Annotated in this window: 14 protein-coding genes; 12 read left to right on the forward strand and 2 right to left on the reverse strand. The window is 74.6% G+C overall.

All coding sequences use genetic code 11. The features are described 5' to 3' along the window. The first annotated feature begins 44 nt into the window (after window positions 1–44). The 8 genes from CNQ36_RS27320 to CNQ36_RS27355 all read left to right on the forward strand — a co-directional run bounded on the left by CNQ36_RS27320 (window position 45) and on the right by CNQ36_RS27355 (window position 11165). Window positions 45–2513, forward strand: a complete 2469-nt coding sequence (locus CNQ36_RS27320) for a SpoIIE family protein phosphatase (protein ID WP_121547937.1) — start codon at window positions 45–47, stop codon at window positions 2511–2513. A gap of 148 nt (window positions 2514–2661) precedes the next feature. Continuing rightward, on the forward strand, window positions 2662–3387 hold the full coding sequence (locus CNQ36_RS27325) for a class I SAM-dependent methyltransferase (protein WP_121547938.1): 726 nt from the start codon (window positions 2662–2664) through the stop codon (window positions 3385–3387). Window positions 3388–3535: 148 nt separating this feature from the next. Continuing rightward, complete coding sequence (locus CNQ36_RS27330; protein ID WP_121547939.1) at window positions 3536–4369, forward strand: M55 family metallopeptidase; 834 nt, start codon at window positions 3536–3538, stop codon at window positions 4367–4369. Beyond that, entirely contained in the window at window positions 4362–5666 is a 1305-nt protein-coding gene (locus tag CNQ36_RS27335; RefSeq protein WP_004922848.1) for a M20/M25/M40 family metallo-hydrolase, read from the forward strand. The genes CNQ36_RS27330 and CNQ36_RS27335 overlap by 8 nt, the downstream gene beginning before the upstream one ends. 16 nt (window positions 5667–5682) lie before the next feature. Further along, entirely contained in the window at window positions 5683–7635 is a 1953-nt protein-coding gene (locus CNQ36_RS27340; RefSeq protein ID WP_163013377.1) for a prolyl oligopeptidase family serine peptidase, read from the forward strand. Beyond that, on the forward strand, window positions 7632–8564 hold the full coding sequence (locus tag CNQ36_RS27345) for a S66 peptidase family protein (protein ID WP_121547941.1): 933 nt from the start codon (window positions 7632–7634) through the stop codon (window positions 8562–8564). The genes CNQ36_RS27340 and CNQ36_RS27345 overlap by 4 nt, the downstream gene beginning before the upstream one ends. 44 nt (window positions 8565–8608) lie before the next feature. After that, window positions 8609–9169: a GNAT family N-acetyltransferase gene (locus tag CNQ36_RS27350; protein ID WP_121547942.1), complete on the forward strand. Its 561-nt coding sequence runs from the start codon at window positions 8609–8611 to the stop codon at window positions 9167–9169. Between the two features lie 40 nt (window positions 9170–9209). Further along, entirely contained in the window at window positions 9210–11165 is a 1956-nt protein-coding gene (locus CNQ36_RS27355; protein WP_121547943.1) for a DUF5107 domain-containing protein, read from the forward strand. A gap of 9 nt (window positions 11166–11174) precedes the next feature. Here CNQ36_RS27355 and CNQ36_RS27360 read toward each other — a convergent pair whose 3' ends face one another. Beyond that, window positions 11175–11522, reverse strand: coding sequence for a VOC family protein (locus CNQ36_RS27360; protein WP_004922839.1), 348 nt, complete (start codon window positions 11520–11522; stop codon window positions 11175–11177). A gap of 42 nt (window positions 11523–11564) precedes the next feature. Between CNQ36_RS27360 and CNQ36_RS27365 the strand changes: the two genes are divergently transcribed. After that, window positions 11565–11978, forward strand: a complete 414-nt coding sequence (locus tag CNQ36_RS27365; RefSeq protein ID WP_121547944.1) for a phage holin family protein — start codon at window positions 11565–11567, stop codon at window positions 11976–11978. A 28-nt stretch (window positions 11979–12006) separates the two neighbouring features. Here the strand turns inward: CNQ36_RS27365 and CNQ36_RS27370 are convergent, their stop codons facing one another. Beyond that, the gene (locus CNQ36_RS27370; protein WP_121547945.1) at window positions 12007–12969 is read right to left on the reverse strand and encodes a TIGR03557 family F420-dependent LLM class oxidoreductase; all 963 of its coding nucleotides are present in this window, start codon (window positions 12967–12969) and stop codon (window positions 12007–12009) included. Between the two features lie 143 nt (window positions 12970–13112). Here CNQ36_RS27370 and CNQ36_RS27375 point away from each other — a divergent pair, with 143 nt between their 5' ends. From CNQ36_RS27375 to ligD, 3 genes are read left to right on the forward strand one after another with little or no spacing between them, the layout of a single operon-like run. Further along, window positions 13113–14642 carry an NAD(P)/FAD-dependent oxidoreductase gene (locus CNQ36_RS27375; protein ID WP_121547946.1) on the forward strand — a complete coding sequence of 510 codons (1530 nt, stop codon included), beginning with the start codon at window positions 13113–13115 and terminating at the stop codon, window positions 14640–14642. Continuing rightward, window positions 14639–16486 (forward strand): transketolase, encoded by a 1848-nt coding sequence (locus CNQ36_RS27380; RefSeq protein ID WP_121547947.1) that lies wholly within the window; start codon window positions 14639–14641, stop codon window positions 16484–16486. Before CNQ36_RS27375 ends, CNQ36_RS27380 begins: the two co-directional genes overlap by 4 nt. Then, window positions 16483–17409 carry a non-homologous end-joining DNA ligase gene (gene ligD, locus CNQ36_RS27385; protein WP_121547948.1) on the forward strand — a complete coding sequence of 309 codons (927 nt, stop codon included), beginning with the start codon at window positions 16483–16485 and terminating at the stop codon, window positions 17407–17409. The genes CNQ36_RS27380 and ligD overlap by 4 nt, the downstream gene beginning before the upstream one ends. The last annotated feature ends 39 nt before the right edge of the window (window positions 17410–17448 follow it).

A 17448-nucleotide genomic window follows, 5' to 3' on the forward strand; every position in this document is an offset into this window, starting at 1 on the left:
GGCGGTACAGATCTTGCACAGCCGGGGGAGAGAGGGCCTGGGCCATGGAACGTGGCACCGAGCGGGATGCACCTCCGGATCGCCGCGCGGGGGACGGCGCGGCGGCCGGCCCCGGCGGCCGCATCCCGCTGGCCGTCGTCGTGGTCGACCGCGACGGGCTCGTCTCCCACTGGAGCACCGGCGCGCGCCGGCTGTTCTCCGTCACCAAGGAGGACGCGCTCGGCCGCCCGGCGGTCGACCTGCTGCCGGTGGGCGGCGCCCTGCCCGAGGACGAGGAGGACTCCCCGTACGGGGAGTACGCCGCCCACGACGGGCTCGGGCCGGGCCTCGGCGCCTCACTCGGCGGAGGTCTGTCCTACCCGGCGGCCGGCCGGGCCCGTCTGGCCGCGGCCGGGGACGGCCGGGTCGACGTGCTGTGGTGGGCCTATCCGCTGGTGGGCCCGGGACGGGAGCGGCTGCTGGTGCTGGCCGCCGACGCGGACGGCCCGCACACGGCCGGCGCCGGGACCTCCGCCCGCGTCGCGCCCGGCTTCGCGCTGCACACCGACTTCCCCGGCGCCGAGGACCTGGCCCGCCGGCTCCCCGAGATCCTCCCCAGCATGAGCGTCGGCGACAGCGCCCGCATCGTCGGTCAGATACTGGAACTCGGCTATCCGATACTGGAGTTCAGCCAGAACGACCGGGTGCCCGTCACTCCCGACTGGGGCGTGCCGCGGCGCGCCGGGCGGCGCGAGCGCCGGGAGCGGGCCGCGCGGGCCCTGGCGGCCGGCGAACCGGTGCCCGAGGACCTGCGGGACGAGAGCGAGGACCTGGAGTACGCCGCCGTCCGGGAGCGCCTGGAGTTCCTCAACGAGGTCAGCGGCCGGATCGGCACCTCCCTCGACCTGGCCCGCACCATCGTCGAGGTCAGCAAGGCCGTCGTGCCCCGCTTCACCGACGTCGCCGGCACCTATCTGCGCGAACAGGTCGTGGCCGGCGAGGGATTCGACGAGGGCGTGCCGGACACCACCACCATGTGGCACCGGGTCGCCCTGGAGCACACCGACGAACCCGGCCGCTGGGACGACGTGGTGCCGGTCGGCGAGGCCATGCCCTTTCCGGCGCACACCCCGTTCTTCCAGTGCATGACCACCGGCGAACCCGTCCTGGTGCCGCGGATCAGCGAGGAGGCCGGCCACGCCATCGCCTCACAGTTCGACAAGCGCGACATCCGGCCGCTGATCACCGGCCGGTCCATGCTGGTCGTCCCGCTCAAGGCGCGCCACGTCGTCCTCGGCTTCATGATCCTGCTGCGTCATCCGGAGCGGCAGGTCTTCAACGACATGGACCGCGTCACCGGAGCCGAACTCGCCGCCCGCGCGGGCCTCGTGCTCGACAACGCCCGCATGTACACCCACCAGGAGAACGTCGCCGAGACCCTCCAGGACAGCATGCTGCCGCGGATCCCGCCGCGCATGGCGGGCTGCGACATCGCCACCCGCTATCTGCCGGGCACCCTGCTGGGCCGGGTCGGCGGCGACTGGTTCGACGCGGTGAAGCTGCCCGGCGCCCGCACCGCCTTCGTCGTCGGCGACGTCATGGGACACGGCCTCAACTCGGCAGCGATGATGGGCCAGTTGCGCACCGCCGTGCGGACCATGGCCGCGCTGGACCTGCCGCCCGCCCAACTCCTGCGAAACCTAGACGACTTGGCCCAACGGCTCGGCGACACCTATCTCGCGACCTGTCTGTACGCCGTCTTCGACCCCATCGCGGGTGAACTGCACCTCGCCAACGCCGGACACATCCCGCCCGTCCTGGTGCGCGCCGAGGACGGGCGCAGCGAACTGCTCGACCTGCCCACGGGCGCGCCCGTCGGGGTCGGCGGGGTGCCCTTCGAGGCGGTGCGGGTGCCCGTGCGGCCCGGCGACCGGCTGGTGATGTGCACCGACGGGCTGGTCGAGGTGCGCGGCGAGGACATCGGCGCAGGGCTCGCCGCGCTGTGCGAGTCCGCCGCGCACCCGGCCGCGTCCATGGACGACGCCTGCGACACCATCATCCGGGCCCTGGCCGCGACCTTCCCGGAGGCCGGGCCCGGCGGCCGCAAGGACGACGTGGCCCTGCTGATGGCGCGCCTCGGCGGCATCGCGCCCGACGACGTCGCCGAATGGCGGATCGCGCCGGGCCCTTCCGAGGTCGGCCGGGCCCGCGCGGTGGTGCGCGAGCAACTGCACGACTGGGGACTGCCGAAGCTCGCGGACGGCGCCGAGCTGATGGTGAGCGAACTCGTCACCAACGCCGTACGGCACGCGCACGCCCGCCCGGTCGCCCTGCGGCTGGTGCGCGGCGACACACTGCTGTGCGAGGTGGAGGACGACGACCACGAACTGCCGACGCTGATCGACGCGCGGCCGACGGACGAGTCCGGGCGGGGACTGCGCGTGGTCTCCACGCTCGCCCGCCAGTGGGGCGCCAACCGGACGGCGGCCGGCAAGAGCGTGTGGTTCGAACTGACGCTGCCACGCCGCCGCTGAGCGACCGCGCCGGTGGTACGGCGGCGCGTCGCGGGTCGAACGCGGCGTGAAGGAACGCGCCGCGCGCTTGTCCGCGCGCCCCCGGCGCGATACACCGTACTGGCCCGTCGCACGGGGCGGGCCGGCGTCGCACCCTGGGGAGTTGGGCATGAGCGTGACCAGTCGGTACCGGGAGGCCTGGGAGAGCTTCTGGCGCGAGGCGCCGGTCGAGCGGGGAGCGGTGTTCTGGGACGCGGAGCCCGCCCTCGCCGTGGCCCGCCATCTCGCCCTGTTCGAACCGCATCTGACCGACCCCGAGCTGCCCCTGGTGGACCTCGGCTGCGGCAACGGCACCCAGACCCGCTTCCTCGCCGCCCGCTTCCCGCGCGTCCTCGGCGCCGACCTGTCGGCCGCCGCGCTGGACCTGGCCCGCGGCGCCGACCCGGCCGGACGGGCCGCCTACCGGGAACTGGACGCCGTGGAGAAGGCCGAGTCGCAGGCCCTGCACGCCGAACTCGGCGACGCCAACGTGTACATGCGCGGTGTGCTGCACCAGTGCGAGGCCGACGACCGGCAGGCGCTGGTGGACGGCATCGCCACGGTGGTCGGCGAGCGCGGCCGCGCCTTCCTCGTCGAGCCCTCCGAGGCGGCGCGGGAGGTCTTGCGGGGCCTCGCGACCGGCCCGGCGGGACCGCCGCCCAAGCTCGCGCCGGTCCTGCGGCACGGCATAGCCCCCGGCGAGGTCGCCGACGCGGAGGTGCCCGAGTTCCTGACGGCGGCCGGACTGACCGTGCTGGCGAGCGGCACCCTGCCGCTGACCACCACGGAGTACGGCCCCGACGGCACCCGCATCGAACTGCCGTCCACCTGGCACGTGACGGGACGCGCCGCGTAGGGGCCGGCGCCGGCCGTGGACGACAGGGGCCGGACCGCCGGCGTCCGGGGCGTCGTTCCGCATGCCGGCGACCGGTGCCAGTGGTGTGGACCTGTGACTGGGGGATGGCCCCTGGCCAGCATATTCGGCGCCATGTAGCGTCATACGCATGAAGATCCTCATCAGCGCCGACATGGAGGGCGCAACCGGTGTCACCTGGCCGGCCGACGTGCTGCCGGGCCATCCCCAGTGGGAGCGGTGCCGGTCCATGTTCACCTCGGACGTCAACGCCGCCGTCCAGGGCTTCTTCGACGGCGGTGCCGACGAGGTGCTGATCAACGAGGCCCACTGGACGATGCGCAACCTGCTGCTGGAGCGGCTGGACGAGCGGGCCGAGATGCTCACCGGCCGGCACAAGGCCCTGTCCATGGTCGAGGGCGTGCAGCACGGCGACGTCGACGGCATCGCCTTCATCGGTTACCACGCCGGCGCCGGCATGGAGGGCGTCCTCGCGCACACCTTCCTCGCCAACTCCATCACCGGGGTGTGGGTCGACGACGTACGGGCCAGCGAGGGCCTGCTGAACGCCCACGTGGTCGCCGAGTACGGGGTCCCGGTGGTCCTGGTCACCGGTGACGACGTGGCCTGCGAGGACGCGCTCGGTTACGCGCCCGAGGCGCTGAAGGTCGCCGTCAAGGACCATGTGTCCCGGTATGCGGCGGTGTGCCGCACGCCGGCCCGGACCGCGGCCGACATCCGCGCGGCGGCCAAGCAGGCGGCCGCGCTGGCGGTGCGCCGGGAGCCGGTGGACGCCGGGCCGTTCACCGTCGCGGTGGAGTTCGACGCCGAGCACCTGGCGATGGCCGCCACCGTCGTGCCGGGCGTGGCACGGACCGGCGAGCGGAGGATCGCGTACACCAGCGCGACCATGTACGAGGGAATCCGCACCTTCAAGGCGGTCACCACGATCGCCTCGAACGCGGTGGAGGAGCAGTATGGCTGACGAGCGGGCCCTGGACGAGGTCGTGACGTTCACGTCCGACCTGATCAGGTTCGACACGACCAACCGGGGCGGCGGCGACTGCCAGGAGCGGCCCGCCGCCGAGTACGCCGCCGCGCGGCTCGCCGAGGCGGGACTGGAACCCGTCCTCCTCGAGCGCACCCCGGGACGCACCAACGTCGTCGCGCGACTGGAGGGCACCGACCCGTCCGCGGACGCGCTGCTCGTCCACGGGCACCTGGACGTCGTGCCGGCCGAGGCCGCCGACTGGAGCGTGCACCCGTTCTCCGGCGAGGTCCGCGACGGGGTCGTCTGGGGGCGCGGCGCCGTCGACATGAAGAACATGGACGCGATGATCCTCGCCGTGGTGCGGGCCTGGGCCCGTGAGGGCGTCCGGCCCCGCCGCGACGTGGTGATCGCGTTCACCGCCGACGAGGAGGCCAGCGCCGAGGACGGCTCCGGATTCCTCGCCGACCGGCACGCCGACCTGTTCGAGGGCTGTACCGAGGGCATCAGCGAGTCCGGCGCGTTCACCTTCCATGACGGCTCGGGACGGCAGATCTACCCGATCGCCGCCGGCGAGCGCGGCACCGCCTGGCTGAAGCTCACCGCGCGCGGCCGGGCCGGGCACGGCTCCAAGGTCAACCGGGAGAACGCGGTGACCCGCCTGGCCGCCGCCATCACCCGGATCGGCGAGCACCAGTGGCCGCTGCGGCTCACCCCGACGGTACGGGCCGCGCTCGGCGAGCTCGCCGCCCTGTACGGCATCGAGCCCGACCTGTCCGACGTGGACGCCCTGCTCGACAAGCTCGGCACGGCGGGCAAGCTGGTCGAGGCCACCGTCCGCAACAGCGCCAACCCGACCATGCTGGACGCCGGCTACAAGGTCAACGTGATCCCCGGCGAGGCCGTGGCGCACGTCGACGGCCGGTACCTGTCGGGCGCCGAGGACGAGTTCCGGGCGACCATGGACCGGCTCACCGGACCGGACGTCGACTGGGAGTTCGCGCACCACGAGGTGGCCCTCCAGGCGCCGGTGGACTCGCCGACCTTCGCCCTGATGCGGGCCGCCGTCGAGGAGTTCGCGCCCGAGGGGCACGTGGTGCCGTACTGCATGTCCGGCGGCACCGACGCCAAGCAGTTCTCCCGGCTCGGCATCACCGGCTACGGATTCGCGCCGCTGAAGCTGCCGGAGGGCTTCGACTACCAGGCCCTGTTCCACGGGGTCGACGAGCGTGTCCCGGTCGAGGCGCTGCACTTCGGCGTCCGGGTCCTCGACCGGTTCCTGCGGACGGCCTGAGCGAGTGGGGGAGACAGTGCAGACCCTGGCGTACGGCGAGTGGCCCTCGCCCGTCGACGCGGCCACGGCCGCGGCCCACGACGGCAGCCCCGAGTTCGCGGGCTTCGTCGGGGACGAGGTGTGGTGGACCGAGCCCCGGCCCGCCGAGGCGGGCCGGCGCACCCTGGTCCGGCGGCACGCCGACGGCACGGAGGAGTCCGTGCTGCCCGCGCCGTGGAACGTGCGCACCCGGGTCATCGAGTACGGCGGCCGGCCCTGGGCCGGGACCGTGCGCGACGGCGGCCCGCTGGTGGTGTTCGTGAACTTCGCCGACCAGCGCCTGTACCGGTACGGGCCCGGCGGCGAGCCCCGCCCGCTCACCCCCGTCTCCCCGGTCGGGCAGGGGCTGCGCTGGGCCGAACCGGTGCTGCTGCCGGAGCGCGGCGAGGTGTGGTGCGTCCTGGAGGAGTTCACCGGCGAAGGGCCCAGCGACGTGCGCCGCGTGCTGGCCGCCGTACCGCTGGACGGCTCCGCCGCCGACGACCGGGCCGCCGTGCGGGAGCTGAGCGACGGACGGCACCGGTTCGTCACCGGACCGCGCCTCTCGCCCGACGGGCTGCGGGCCGCCTGGATCGGCTGGGACCACCCGCGCATGCCGTGGGACGGCACCGAGCTGCTCGTCGCCGACGTCTCGGCCGACGGCACCCTGCGCGACGCCCGCACGGTGGCCGGCGGGCCCGAGGAGTCCGTCCCCCAGGCCGACTGGACCCACGACGGCCGGCTGCTGTACGCCAGCGACCGCAGCGGCTGGTGGAACCTCTACCGCGACGGGGAGCCCCTCTGCCCGCGCGAGGAGGAGTTCGGCGGGCCGCTGTGGAAGCTGGGCCACCGCTGGTTCGCCCCGCTGGACGGCGGACTCGTCGCCGTCCTGCACGGCCGGGGCGCGCCCGCGCTCGGCGTCCTCGACCCCGAGACCGGCGAGGTGGTGGACGCCGCCGGCCCCTGGACCGAGTTCACGCCCACCCTCGCGGCGCTCGGCGAGCGGGTCGTCGCCGTGGGGGCGGGAACACGCAGCGGTCACGAGGTGGTGGAACTGGACACCCGCACGGGCCGCGCCCGGGTGATCGGCGCCCGCCACGAGGACGCCGTGGACCCGGCGTACTACCCCGAGCCCCAGGTCCGCACCTTCACCGGGCCGGGCGGCCGGGAGATCCACGCGCAGGTCTACCCGCCGCACCACCCCGGATGCGAGGGCCCGGCCGGCGAGCGCCCCCCGTACGTCATCTGGGCGCACGGCGGACCCACCGGCCGGGTGCCGCTCGTACTGGACCTGGAGATCGCCTACTTCACCTCGCGCGGCATCGGCGTCGCCGAGGTCAACTACGGCGGCTCCACCGGATACGGGCGGGAGTACCGCAACCGGCTGCGCGGGGAGTGGGGGGTGGTCGACGTCGAGGACTGCGCCGCCGTCGCGCTGGCCCTCGCCGACGAGGGCACCGCGGACCGCGCGAGGCTCGCCGTGCGCGGCGGCAGCGCCGGCGGCTGGACCACGGCCGCCTCGCTGACCACGACCGACGTCTACGCCTGCGGCACCATCATCTACCCGGTGCTCGATCTGGCCGGCTGGGGCACGGGGGAGACCCACGACTTCGAGTCCCAGTACCTGGAGACCCTGATCGGCCCGCGCGCCGAGGTCCCCGGGAAGTACGCCGAACGCTCGCCCGTCACCCACGCCGACCGGCTCACCGCGCCCTTCCTGCTGCTCCAGGGGCTGGACGACCCGATCTGCCCGCCGGTGCAGTGCGAGCGGTTCCTGGCCCGGCTGGCCGGCCGGAGCGTGCCGCACGCCTACATCACCTTCGAGGGCGAGGGGCACGGCTTCCGCCGGGCGGAGACCATGGTCCGCGCACTGGAGGCGGAACTCTCCCTGTACGCCCAGGTGTTCGGCATGAAGACACCGGGCGTCCCGACGCTGGAGCTGGGCGGATGAACCAGGTCGTGCCCCTGCGACGGCCGGCCCGGCTGGCACCCGGCGCCCGGGTCGCCGTCCTCGCGCCCAGCGGCCCGGTGCCCGAGGAGCGGCTCCAGGCCGGACTCGACGTGCTGCGCGGCTGGGACCTCGACCCGGTGGCCGCCCCCCATGTCCTGGACCGGCACGGCGAGTTCGGCTACCTCGCCGGCAGCGACGCCGACCGGGCCGCCGACCTCCAGTCCGCCTGGTGCGACCCCGCCGTCGACGCGGTGATCTGCGCCCGCGGCGGCTACGGCGTCCAGCGCATGGTCGATCTGCTCGACTGGGACGCCATGCGGGCCGCAGGGCCCAAGGTGTTCGTCGGGTTCAGCGACATCACCGCGCTGCACGAGGCGTTCGCGGTCCGGCTCGGCCTCGTCACCCTGCACGGGCCGATGGCCGCCGGCCTCGACTTCCTGAAGAGCGCCCGGGCGCAGGAGCACCTCAGGGCCACGCTGCTCGCTCCCGAGACGGTCCGCACCATCGCCTCCGACGGCACCGCGCTCGTCCCGGGCCGGGCCCGCGGCGTCACCCTCGGCGGCTGCCTCGCGCTGCTCGCCGGCGACCTCGGCACCCCGCACGCCCGGCCCTCCGCGCGCGGCGGACTGCTGTGCCTGGAGGACGTGGGGGAGGAGACCTACCGGCTCGACCGCTGGCTGACCCAGTTGCTGCGGTCCGGCTGGCTGGACGGCGTCAGCGGGCTGCTGCTCGGGTCCTGGGCCGAGTGCGGGCCGTACGAAGGGGTGCGGGCGCTGCTCGCCGACCGGCTCGGCGGCCTCGGGGTGCCGGTGGCCGAGCAGTTCGGGTTCGGCCACTGCGACGACGCGCTGACCGTCCCCTTCGGCGTGGCCGCTGAACTCGACGCCGGCGCGGGCACGCTGACGCTCGACGAACCGGCACTGGGCTGAGCCGCCGCGAGCGGGGGCGCCCGGGTCCGTCGTAGGGTGACGGGGTGCCGCACACCGCATCCCGTTACCTCGCCGAGGGCCTCCGCGTGGGGCTGCGCCACTTCACCCACGGGGACGCCGCCGAGTTCACCGCCCGCGCCAGGGAGAGCAAGGACCTCCACCACCCCTGGCTGTTCCCGCCGGACAGCCGGTCCGCGTACGCGGCGTACGCGGACCGGCTGATCGGGGACCCCGCCAAGGCCGGGTTCCTGGTCTGCGAGAAGGACGCGGACGGCGCCCTCGCCGGGTTCATCAACATCAACAACATCGTCGAGGGCGGCTTCCTGTGCGGCGCCCTGGGCTACGGGGCCTTCGCGCACGCGGCGGGCCGCGGACTGATGCGCGAGGGCCTGGACCTGGTGGTGCGGCACGCCTTCGGGCCGATGCGGCTGCACCGGCTGGAGATCAACGTGCAGCCGGGCAACGCCGCCTCCATCGCCCTGGCCCGCTCCTGCGGGTTCCGCCTGGAGGGCTTCTCGCCGAAGATGCTCTTCATCGACGGGGCCTGGCGCGACCACGAACGCTGGGCGCTCACCAGCGACATGCCGGGTCGCCGCGGAACCTGACGCGCGGCAACCCTGTTCAGCGGGGCCCGGGGCGGCTTCCATGGAGATCGTGACGACGATCCGACGTGAGGTACTGACGCTGCCCGCCGCACACCTGGGCCCCGACAACCCGTTGCCCGCACTGCGGCCCCTCGACGAGATGCACCGCGTCGAGGACCGCGACAAGGAGGACCTGCCGCGCGACATGGCGCGGCAGATCGGCTACGAGCCGCTGCGCAGCCTGCTGCCCGTCCGCGTGCGCGACGGCTACGACCGCCGCCGCGAACCCCGCCCGGTCGACGCCCTCGTGATCGAGAACGACCGGCTGCGCGCCACCGTGCTGCCCGCCCTGGGCGGCCGGATCGCCTCCCTCGTCCACAAGCCCGCCGGCCGCGAACTCCTCTACCGCAACCCGGTGTTCCAGCCCGCCAACTTCGCCCTCAACGGCGCCTGGTTCTCCGGCGGCATCGAATGGAACATCGGCGCCACCGGCCACACCACCCTGTCCTGCTCACCCGTCCACGCGGCCCGCGTCCCCGCCCCCGACGGCGGGGAGATGCTGCGTCTGTGGGAGTGGGAGCGGCTGCGCGACCTGCCCTTCCAGGTCGACCTGTGGCTCCCGGACGGCTCGGACTTCCTGTACGTCGGCGTCCGGATCCGCAACCCGCACGAGAGTCCGGTGCCGGCCTACTGGTGGTCCAACATCGCCGTCCCCGAGGAGTGCCGGGTCCTCGCCCCCGCCGAGGAGGCCTACCACTTCGGCTACGAGCAGAGACTGAGCCGGGTGCCCGTGCCCGTGCACGACGGAGTCGACCGGACGTATCCGCCGAACAGCACCTACGCGGCCGACTACTTCTACGAGGTGCCCGAGCACCGCAGGCGCTGGATCGCCGCCCTGGACACCGGCGGCGAGGGCCTGGTGCAGACCTCGACCGACGTGCTGCGCGGCCGGAAGCTGTTCGTGTGGGGCCGCGGGCCCGGCGGCCGCAGCTGGCAGTGCTGGCTCACCGAGCCCGGCACCGGCGGCTACTGCGAGATCCAGGCCGGACTCGCCCGCACCCAGCTGGAACACGTCCGGCTGGACGCCGGGAGCGAGGTGTCCTGGCTGGAGGCGTACGGGCCGTTCGCCGCGCCGCCCGAGGGGGAGTGGACCGGCGTACTGGCGGAGGCGGAGTCCCGGCTCGAGGCGGTCCTGCCGCGCGCCGCCGTCGAGGCGGCCCACGCGGCCTGGGAGCCGTGCGCCGACACGGAACCCGGCGAGCGGCTCGCCACCGGTTCCGGCTGGGGCGCGCTGGAGGTGCTGCGCTCCGGCTGGAAGCTGCCCGGCACGCCCTTCGACGAGTCCACCCTGGGCGAGGAGCAGCGACCGTGGCTGCACCTGCTGCGCGCCGGTTCCTTCCCGGGGCCGCCCACGGCCCGGCCGCCCGGCGGGACCCTCGTCGCCCGGCACTGGCGGGACATGCTGGAGACGGCCCCCGCCACCCCGCTCACCGAGTACCACCTGGGCGTCGCCCAGTGGCACGCCGGCGACCGGGCGCAGGCCGTGCGCAGCTGGGAGCGGGGACTGCGGCACGCCCCCGCGGCCTGGCCGGCGCTGCGCTGTCTCGCGGTCGCCGACCAGGAGGACCGTCACCCCGAGCGGGCCGCCGAACGCTACGCGCGGGCCTTCGACGACCTCTGCCGGGAGCGCGGCGGGGACGCGGCGTGGACCGCCGTCACCGCCGCGCTCGGCCGGGAGGCGGTGGACGCCCTGCTCACCGCGGGGCGCACCCGGGACGCCCGGTCCGTGTGGGAGCGGCTGGATCCCGCGACCCGGGCCCGGGGGCGGTTCCGGCTGGTCCAGGCGGGGCTGCTGCTCGCCGAAGGACGGCGCGAGGAGGCCCGCGCCGTGTTCGACGAGGGCTTCGAGGTCGCCGACCTGCGGGAGGGCGACGAGGCCGTCGGACGGCTGTGGGCCGCGCTCACCGGCGAGCCGCTGCCCGCCCGGTACGACTTCCGGATGCGTCCCACGCCGTGACCGCCCGGCTCAGGAGGGGCGGTCCACGTACTCGTAGACCGCCCCGTCAGGGTGCCGGGCGAGCAGATTGCGGCCCGCCGGGGAGGGCAGCGGGCCCGCGAGGATGTCCGCGCCCATCTCCGCGAGCACCTGGCGGGTCTCCTCGACGTCCTTCACCGCGATCGTCGCCGCGACCTTGCGCAGCACGTCCAGTTCGGTGGCGGGACCGCTCATCAGCAGGAAGCAGCCCACCGCCGCGACCTGGACGCCGCCCCGCTCGAACCGGAGGGCGCTGCCGCCCGCCAGCCGTTCATAGAAGGGGATGGCGGACTCGATGTCGTCGACGCAGACACGCAGTGTGGCACCCAGAATCTCCATACGGGCGAGCCTAGTTGAGCGGGCGTCGGGTACCCGGACGCCATGCAGCGCTTGGAGCACCTGGAACATCTGGACAAGCACCTGGTCGACGAACTGGCGCAGGTGGCCCGCGAGACCGTGCGCGACGAACTGCGCGAACAGGCGCGGGCACAGCGCCGCAGGGCGGCCCTGTACGCCGGATCGGGCGCCGCCGCCCTCTACGCGGGCGCGGCCGTGTCGCTGGCCGCCGGCCTCGCCCTCGCCCTGGTCCTGCCGGGCTGGGCGGCCGCGCTGATCACGGCCGTGATCCTGGGCGTGCTGGCGCTGGTCCTGCGCGGCGCGGCCCGGCCCGCCCCGGCGGGCAAGGTGCCCCCGGGGGCCGGCGCCGCCGTCCCGCCGGTGCCGTCGGCGCCGCCCACGGCCGGCGTCGTGCCGCCGCGCCCGGAGTCCGACCCCGCGCCCGGCCGCCGGGACTGACCGGCCGGGCGCGCCGCCGCGCCCGGCGTCAGCCCGCCTGTCGGAGCTGCGGCAGCACCTTGGTGCGGTAGAGGTCGAAGAAGCCCCGCAGATCGGGGCCGATCTGGCTGACGTAGACGCGGTCGAAACCCGCGTCGGCGAACTGCCGGAGCTCCGCGACGTGCTCGTCCACGTCGTCGCCGCACACCCGGCCCCCGCGCACCATGTCCTCGGTGACCAGGGTCTGGGCCTGCTCGAAGTGCTTCGGCGAGGGGAGCACCTGGCCCAGCTCGCCGGGCAGTTGCTCGTTCGCCCAGAGCCGGTGCACGGTGCGCACGCAGGCGTCGCGGTCGGTGCCGTAGCAGACCTTGGTGCCGCCGCTGACCGGTTTTCCGCCGCCCCCGCCCTTGCGGTACTGCTCCACCATCGGGGCCTCGGGCATCATCGTGATGTAGCCGTCGCCGACCCGGGCCGCCAGTTTGGTCGCCGCGGGTCCGAAGCCGGAGATGTCGATCGGGACCGGCTCGTCGGGCACGGTGTACAGGCGCGCGTTCTCCACGGTGTAGTGCGCGCCGTGGTGGTTGACCTCCTCGCCGGAGAACAGCCGGCGCATCACCTGGATCGCCTCCTCCAGCATCTCGAGGCGCACGTGCGCGGGTGGCCAGGCGTCCCCGAGGATGTGCTCGTTCAGCGCCTCGCCCGTGCCCACGCCGAGCCGGAACTCCCCGGGCGACATCACCGCGGCGGTGGCCGCCGCCTGCGCCACCACCGCCGGGTGCGTCCGCACGGTCGGGCAGGTCACCGCCGTGCCCACCGGCAGGGACACCGCCTCGGACAGCGCGCCGATCACCGACCACACGAAGGGGCTCTGCCCCTGTTCGCCGTTCCACGGGTGGTAGTGGTCCGAGATCCACAGGGCCTCGAACCCGGCCTGCTCGGCCATCCTCGCCTGCTCGATCAGCTCGGCGGGACGGTACTGCTCGCACGAGAGGAAATAGCCGTACTGGGGCATGGGGGGCGCCTCCGCGACATGGGTGGTCCGGGTCCCGGCCCGGGTTACCCGGGGGGCCGGGCGGAAACCGGCGGACGTTTGGCGGCCCCGGGCAGGGGGACGCGGATGTCTCCCGACGTACGCGACCGCGCCGGAGGCGAACCGTGAGTCGACCCCGCACAGTGATCGTCGGTGCCGGCTTCGCCGGGTACCGCACGGCCCAGACCCTGTCCCGGCTCGCCCGGGGCCGGGCCGATATCGTCCTGCTCAACCCGACCGACTACTTCCTGTACCTGCCCCTGCTGCCCCAGGTCGCCGCCGGCATCCTGGAACCGCGCCGGGTGACCGTCTCCCTCTCCGACACGCTGCCGCAGGTGAAGCTGGTGCTGGGGGAGTCCGACCGCATCGACCTCGACGCCCGGCAGGTGCACTACACCGGCCCCGAGGGCGAGGGCGGCACACTCGACTACGACCGGCTGGTGCTCGCGGCCGGCAGTGTCAACAAGCTGCTGCCGATCCCCGGTGTCGCCGAGCACGCCCACGGCTTCCGCGGCCTGCCCGAGGCCCTGTACCTGCGCGACCACGTGACCCGGCAGGTGGAACTCGCCGCCGCCACCGACGACCCCGGGCGCTGCGCCGCCCGCTGCACCTTCGTCGTGGTGGGCGCCGGCTACACCGGCACCGAAGTCGCCGCGCACGGGCAGCTGTTCACCGACTCCCAGGTCCGCAGGCACCCGATGCGGACCGGGATGCGCCCACGCTGGATGCTGCTGGACATCGCCGACCGGGTCCTGCCCGAGCTGGACGAGAGGCTCTCCCGCACGGCCGACACGGTGCTGCGCGAACGCGGCGTGGACGTGCGGATGGGCACCTCCGTGAAGGAGGCCACCCCTGAGGGAGTGCTGCTGACCGACGGGGAGTTCGTCGACACGCACACCCTGGTGTGGTGCGTGGGCGTACGCCCCGACCCGCTCGCCGAGTCGCTCGGGCTGCCGATGGAACGCGGCCGGCTGCTCGTCGACCCGCACCTCCAGGTGCCGGGCCGTCCCGAGGTGTTCGCCTGCGGTGACGCGGCCGCGGTGCCCGATCTGGAGAAGCCGGGGTCGTACACGCCGATGACCGCGCAGCACGCCTGGCGGCAGGGCAGGGTGTGCGCGCACAACATCGCCGCGTCGTTCGGCGACGGGGAGCGGCGCGCCTACCGCCACAAGGACATGGGGTTCGTGGTGGACCTCGGCGGGGTCAAGGCCGCCGCCAACCCGCTTGGGGTGAATCTGTCCGGGGTCGCCGCGGGAGCGGTCACCCGCGGCTACCACCTCGCGGCGATGCCGGGCAACCGGGTGCGGGTCGCCGCCGACTGGCTGCTCGACGCCGTACTGCCGCGCCAGGCGGTCCAGTTGGGGCTCGTACGGTCCTGGTCGGTGCCCCTGGACACGGCGTCCCCGGAACTGGCACGGGTGCCGGGTGCCGCCCCGGCGGAGAGCCGGCGGGGCGAGGAGGCCGCGCGGAGCCGGCCCGGCGGGGAGCCGGCGAAGAACCAGCCGGGCGGCGAGCCGGCGAAGAACCAGCCCGGGGGAGAGGCCGCCAGGAGCGGGCCCGTCGTCGCGCCGCCGCCCGATCAGCCGCCGCCCGGTCCGGATGTCGCGCCCGGACCCGTCAGGCGCACCGACCGCTCTACCGAAGGAGACTCATGAACACCGGTGAACTCGTGGAGCTGGGACAGCAGTTGCGGGTGGACAGTGTCCGCGCCGCGGACGCCGCGGGCTCCGGGCACCCCACGTCCTCGATGTCCGCGGCGGACCTGGCGGCCGTGCTGTTCGCCCGCCACTTCCGCTACGACTTCGAGCGTCCCGACCACCCCGGCAACGACCGCTTCGTCCTCTCCAAGGGCCACGCCTCGCCCCTGATGTACGCCCTCTTCAAGGCGGTCGGCGCCATCGACGACGAGGAACTGCTGACCTTCCGCAAGAACGGCAGCCGCCTCGAGGGCCACCCCACCCCGCGCCGGCTGCCCTGGGTCGAGACGGCCACCGGCTCGCTCGGCCAGGGGCTCCCCGTCGGCGTCGGCATCGCGCTGGCCGGCAAGCGGCTGGACCACGCCGACTACCGCATATGGGTGCTGTGCGGTGACAGCGAACTGGCCGAGGGCTCGGTGTGGGAGGCCGCCGAGCAGGCGGCGTACGAGAATCTGGACAACCTCACGCTGATCGTGGACGTCAACCGGCTCGGGCAGCGCGGACCCACCCGGCACGGCCACGACCTGGACGCCTACGCCCGCCGCTTCCAGGCCTTCGGCTGGCACACCGTCGAGGTGGACGGCCATGACGTGGACGCCGTCGACCGCGCCTACGGCGAGGCGCTGTCCACCCGGGGCCAGCCCAGCGCGATCATCGCCCGCACCCTGAAGGGCAAGGGCGTCGAGGCGGTCCAGGACCGGGAGGGCCTGCACGGCAAACCGCTGCCCGACGCCGAGGAGGCGATCGCCGAGCTCGGCGGCCGCCGCGACCTGCGCATCCGGGGCGAGCGGCCGTCCGCCGCCGCGGCACCGCCCGCCGGGCACACCGGCCGGCTCGAGCTGCCCCGCTGGGACAAGGGCGAGGAGGTGGCCACCCGCGACGCCTTCGGCGAGGCGCTGGCCGCCCTGGGCGCCGCGCGCGACGACGTCGTCGCCCTCGACGGCGAGGTCGGCGACTCCACCCGCGCGGAGGCCTTCGCCAAGGCCCACCCCGAGCGCTACTTCGAGTGCTACATCGCCGAGCAGCAGATGGTCGCCACGGCCGTCGGCATGGCCTCGCGCGGCCGGCTGCCGTACGCGGCGACCTTCGCGGCCTTCCTCACCCGCGCCCACGACTTCATCCGCATGGCGTCGGTCAGCGGTTCCGGGATCAACCTCGTCGGCTCGCACGCGGGCGTCGCGATCGGCCAGGACGGGCCCAGCCAGATGGGCCTGGAGGACCTGGCGATGATGCGGTCGGTGCACGGCTCGACCGTGCTGTACCCGTGCGACGCCAACCAGACCGCGCGGCTGGTCGCCGCCATGGCCGGCCTGGACGGCATCCGCTATCTGCGCACCTCGCGCGGGGTGGGCCCGGTGATCTACGGCCCCGACGAGGAGTTCCCGGTCGGCGGCAGCAAGGTGCTGCGCTCCTCCGGCCGGGACCGGCTCACCCTGGTCGCGGCGGGCGTCACCGTGCCGGAGGCCCTGGCCGCCGCCGAGGCCCTGGAAGGGGAGGGCATCGCCGTGCGGGTGATCGACCTGTACTCGGTCAAGCCGGTCGACCGTGAGACCCTGCGCGTGGCCGGCGAGGAGACCGGCTGTCTGGTGACCGTTGAGGACCACCATCCGGAGGGCGGCCTCGGGGACGCGGTCGCGGAGGCCTTCGCCGACGGGCGCCCCGTACCGCGCCTGGTGCGGCTCGGCGTGCGCGACACTCCGGGTTCCGCCTCCCCGGACGAGCAACTGAGCGCCGCCGGCATCGACGCCGAGTCGATCGCGGCGGCCGGCCGGCTGCTGGTGGCGGAGGCGATCGTGCCGTGAGCGACGACGGCGCGCGCACCGTGCGGGCCGGCCGCCGCTCGGTGGAGATCCGCCGACCGGGCAAGGTCCTCTTCGCCGGCGGCCGGGACGCCGCCCAGTACACCAAGGGCGACCTCGTGGACTACCACCGGGCCGTCGCCCCGTTCATGCTGCCGCACCTGCGGGGCCGCCCGCTGATGCTGGACCGCCGCCCGGACGGAGTCGGCGGCCCGGCGTTCATGCAGAAGAACACCCCGGACGGCTATCCGGACTGGATCACCCGCGCCGAGGTCGGCAAGGAGGGCGGCACCGTCACGCACACCGTGTGCGACGACACCGCCACCCTCCTCTACCTGGTCGACCAGGCGAGCATCACCCTGCACCGCTGGCAGTCCCGCACCGCCCGGATCGACCGGCCGGACCGTCTCGTGTTCGACCTCGATCCGGCCGGCGACGACTTCGAGACCGTACGGGAGGCGGCGCGGCTGCTGCGGGGACTGCTCGACGAGCTGGAACTGCCCTCGGCGCCGATGACCACCGGCTCCCGGGGCCTGCACGTGATCGTGCCGCTGAGCGCGACACAGGACTTCGACGAGGTACGCGCCTTCGCCCACGACGTCGCCGGGACCCTGGCCGCCGCCCACCCCGGCCGGCTCACCACCGCCGCCCGCAAGAAGGACCGCGGCGGCCGGCTCTACCTCGACGTGCAGCGCAACGCCTACGCACAGACCGCGGTCGCCCCCTACACCGTCCGCGCCCTGCCCGGCGCGCCTGTCGCCGTCCCCGTCTCCTGGGAGCAACTGGACGATCCGGGGCTGCACGCCCGCCGCTGGACCGTCGAGGACGCCGTCGCACAGGCCCGCACCGACCCGTGGGCCGGGCTGCCGCGGCGGGGACGCGCCCTGGGACCGGCACGCCGCCGGCTGGCGGGGCTGAGGGGCTGAAGGGGCCGAAGGGACGGACGGTGCCGGGCCGCGCCGACC

The organism is Streptomyces fungicidicus, from assembly GCF_003665435.1.
Classification (GTDB): Bacteria; Actinomycetota; Actinomycetes; order Streptomycetales; family Streptomycetaceae; genus Streptomyces; species Streptomyces fungicidicus.